The organism is Sphingomonas sp. 2378 (genome assembly GCF_038084995.1).
Taxonomy (GTDB): domain Bacteria; phylum Pseudomonadota; class Alphaproteobacteria; order Sphingomonadales; family Sphingomonadaceae; genus Sphingomonas.
In genome coordinates this window covers 1-3,193 of sequence record NZ_JAXCMJ010000089.1, presented here as the reverse complement: position 1 = coordinate 3,193, position 3,193 = coordinate 1, and the positions used below count along the sequence as shown (strand labels likewise).

At 64.2% G+C, this 3,193-nt stretch carries 3 protein-coding genes; 1 reads left to right on the top strand and 2 read right to left on the bottom strand.

The window, feature by feature from the left end:
- Positions 1–500 (bottom strand): TonB-dependent receptor plug domain-containing protein (locus tag SM191_RS19255; protein ID WP_341507617.1); only part of this gene is annotated, 500 nt, incomplete at its 3' end.
- A 124-nt stretch (positions 501–624) separates the two neighbouring features.
- Here SM191_RS19255 and SM191_RS19250 point away from each other — a divergent pair.
- The gene (locus SM191_RS19250; RefSeq protein ID WP_341507616.1) at positions 625–1,740 is read left to right on the top strand and encodes an ROK family transcriptional regulator; all 1,116 of its coding nucleotides are present in this window, start codon (positions 625–627) and stop codon (positions 1,738–1,740) included.
- Here the strand turns inward: SM191_RS19250 and SM191_RS19245 are convergent.
- Positions 1,667–3,193: MFS transporter (locus SM191_RS19245; protein ID WP_341507615.1), on the bottom strand; the 1,527-nt coding region annotated here is incomplete at its 5' end. The two genes, SM191_RS19250 and SM191_RS19245, sit on opposite strands and share 74 nt — an antisense overlap.

Sequence of the window (3,193 nt, the reverse complement as noted above, 5' to 3'; positions counted from 1 at the left end):
TTGATCGCCTCGATCCGCGACACCAGCGAGGAGGGCAGCATGTCGAGCCGCGCGCCGCGATACACCCAATCAGGCGATGCGAGCGGAATGCCGTCGATCATGACCAGATTGTAGCGCGGATCAAGGCCACGGATCGTCGCACGCTGATAGATGTCGCGGTTCTTGGTCGGATCGGCACCCCCTACGACCGAGACCCCGGTGATGCGCCGGCTCGCCTCGACGATGTTGAGATCGGGCAGGCGTCCCACATCGTCCTGCGAAATGGCATCGAGGATCACGGCCGACTGGCGCTTGGCCTTGGTCGCCGACTGTTGCGACGCGCGGAAACCGGTGACGACAATCTCTTCACCCGGTGCTGGTTCGGCGACTGGCCCCGCCTGCGCCGTGTTGGCCACAACCGGTTCGGCGGGTGCGGTCTGTGCGGCGACTGGCAACGCACAGCCCAGCGACGTGCCAACCAGAAGAACGCTAACCAGACGTATGTGACGTGCAGATTTCATCTATATCCCCCTTCGGAACCCGCTTTATATATATCATTCATTGTGATATTTATTTGACAGCAGCGAGAGGGTGCCGCATTTTCGCTGCGGCGTCTGACTATCCTGTTGAATCGAAGGGAGTTTGATGTCGGCAGTCAAATTGTCTGCGCGAAGCAGGGCGGTGCTGGCGGCAGTTCGGCGGCGGAATAGCGCGTCGCGAGCGGAACTGATTCGGGACCTGGGCCTCTCGGGCACCGCCGTCTTCCGTGCGACCGAGGAGCTGGAGGCCGCCGGGTTGGTGCGTAGCGGCGAGACGGTCGCGGCCGGGCGCGGTCAGCCAAGCGCGATGATCCATATCCAGCCCGATGCCACGTTCAGCATCGGCGTGTCGGTGATGACCGATCGCGCCGATGTCGTGCTGGTCGATCTGGCGGGCGACATCCGTGCCCGCCGCGAGATCACGCTGCCCGGCATGCCGCGCGCGCCGATGATCGATGCCGCGGTCGGCTTCGCACTCGATCACATGGCGAAGGCGGGCATCGATCGCCGTCGGCTGCTGGGGATTGGCGTTGCGGTCGCAGGCTATTTCGTCGGCCCGTCGATGGTCAATCCGGGCCTTGAGCTGGAAGAATGGGCACTTCTCGATTTGCATGAGGCGATCGAGCGCCAGACCGGCCTGCCTGTCATTGTCGAGAATATCGCCAGTGCCGCGGCGCTGGGCGAGCGTATCCTGGGCGTGGGCACGCGCTATGACAGCTTCTGTTACGTCAATGTCGCGGCCGGGTTCGGCGCGGGTATCGTCATGAACGGCGCGCTGCTGCGCGGCCGTCACGGCAATGCGGGCGAAATCGCCGGACTATTCCGCAGCGCCGGGCGCGTCACCCCGAACTTGATGACGTTACGCGATCGGCTGGCTGACCATGGCATTGCGTGTTCGGGGGTGTCCGACCTGATCGCGCGCTTCGACCCCGCATGGCCGGGGGTGGAGGAGTGGCTGGCCGAACATCAGCCGTCCTTTTCCTATCTGTTCGGCGCGTTGCGCATGACGCTCGACTGCGAAGCGCTGATCCTGGGCGGACGCTTGCCCCGAATGTTGGCGCAGCGGATCGTCGATGCGATCGACTTGCCTGAAAACCACTGGCCGGTCCGCCGTGAGCGCCGCGCCCCGCCCACCCTGATGGATGTCGCTAGTCTGGAGCCCGAACTGTCGGGGCCGCTGGGCGCGGCGTCGTTGATGTTCCACCAGACGATGTTCGATTGAACGCCAGGACGCACGCCAGCACGACGCACACCAGGGCGATCGCGGCCAGCGCGCCGGCCATCATCAGCGATGGCGGCGACCACGGATCGCGCATCGTCAGGCGGTAGGGGGACGCGGCCAGCACGTGCCCCGCCGTCACGATCGCGGTGGCCTGCGCGGTTTTGGAGACGCAGGTGAAGATCCCGACATGACGCGTAGCGCTTCCCTGTGCCGCGAGCGCCGTCATCGCGGTCCAAAGCATCAGCCATAATCCGCCCGACCCTATGCCGAACGTCATGCCCGCCAGAACGACGCCCACCGGTGCGGATCGCAACGGGCTTGATAACAGACCCGCCGCCCCCGCCAGCATGACGGCCGCCCCGATCAGACTTGAAAAGGCCGACCAGCGGCGACGGCAGCATGCCCAGACCGGCTGACTGATAGTCCCGCCGACCGCCGCCCATAGCAACAGCCCCGAACCGCCCCGGACGAACGCCGAATAGTAAGGCTCGATCAGGCGAAACGCCGAACTGGCGGCGATCATCATCGCCAGCGCGCACAGGATCGTCGCGAAACCCAGATCGTCTCGGGGACGCACGGGCGCATCGGGTCGGGGCGTTTCGCCTGCCAGGGGCGTGCGCGCCAGCCACCATGCGGAACCGCAGACGAACAGCGACAGCAACAGTGCCCAAGCCATCCAGCGGTAGAGATCGCCCCCCCGGATCAGAATCGGAGCGGCGATCACGCTGATCGCGATCGCCGCGACGCCCGACGCGACATTGCGATGTGCAAGGAGCGAGCAGCGCGCGTTGTCGTCGAGTGAAAGCAGCGCCGGAATGGTGTTCTGCGGCACGTCGATCAGCGGATAGGTGACACGAAAGCCAAGCAGCATCACCAAAGCCCAGGCCGATCGGGCGTCCGTCGCGATGAACGGCGTCCCGCAGAACAGCAGGAAGAACACGCACGTCAGCGGCCCACCGCGCGCCTGGACGCGTCGGGCGTGCGCCTCGTCGGATATCCGGCCGTGTCCCCACGTCCCCATAAGAAGATCGGCCAGCCCATTCAGCAGCAGCGACGCCGCCATGATCCAGCCCATCGATCTGGCACCAATCCCGCAGATTTCGGTCAGGAAGAAACCAAAAAGCAGCGTGCTGGCATGCCAAAGCTGACTCTTGGCATAATGAGCGATCAAATAGGCGGGAAACCACGTCGCCAGTCGTCGTCGCGATCGTTCGACCAGATTCCGGATGGAGCCTTCCGTAAGGGGCGAGCGAGCGAGCGATGTATCCCCGATCATGCGATTCACCCCAATCACGCATAGGTCGAGTTCATGATAAAAGTATGACAGCAGCGAAACAGGGAACCACCGCTTATACAGGATTCCTCTGCGAAACGTCTGGCAATGAGGATGGTTGAGTGATTCACTGTGCGGGCAGGAGGGCATGGTGATGGTCGAGCAGCGATTGCTGGTGGA

Coding starts and splice junctions, on each gene's coding strand:
- SM191_RS19250 (WP_341507616.1), top strand. CDS start 625: ATGTCGGCAGTCAAATTGTCTGCGCGAAGCAGGGCGGTGCTGGCGGCA.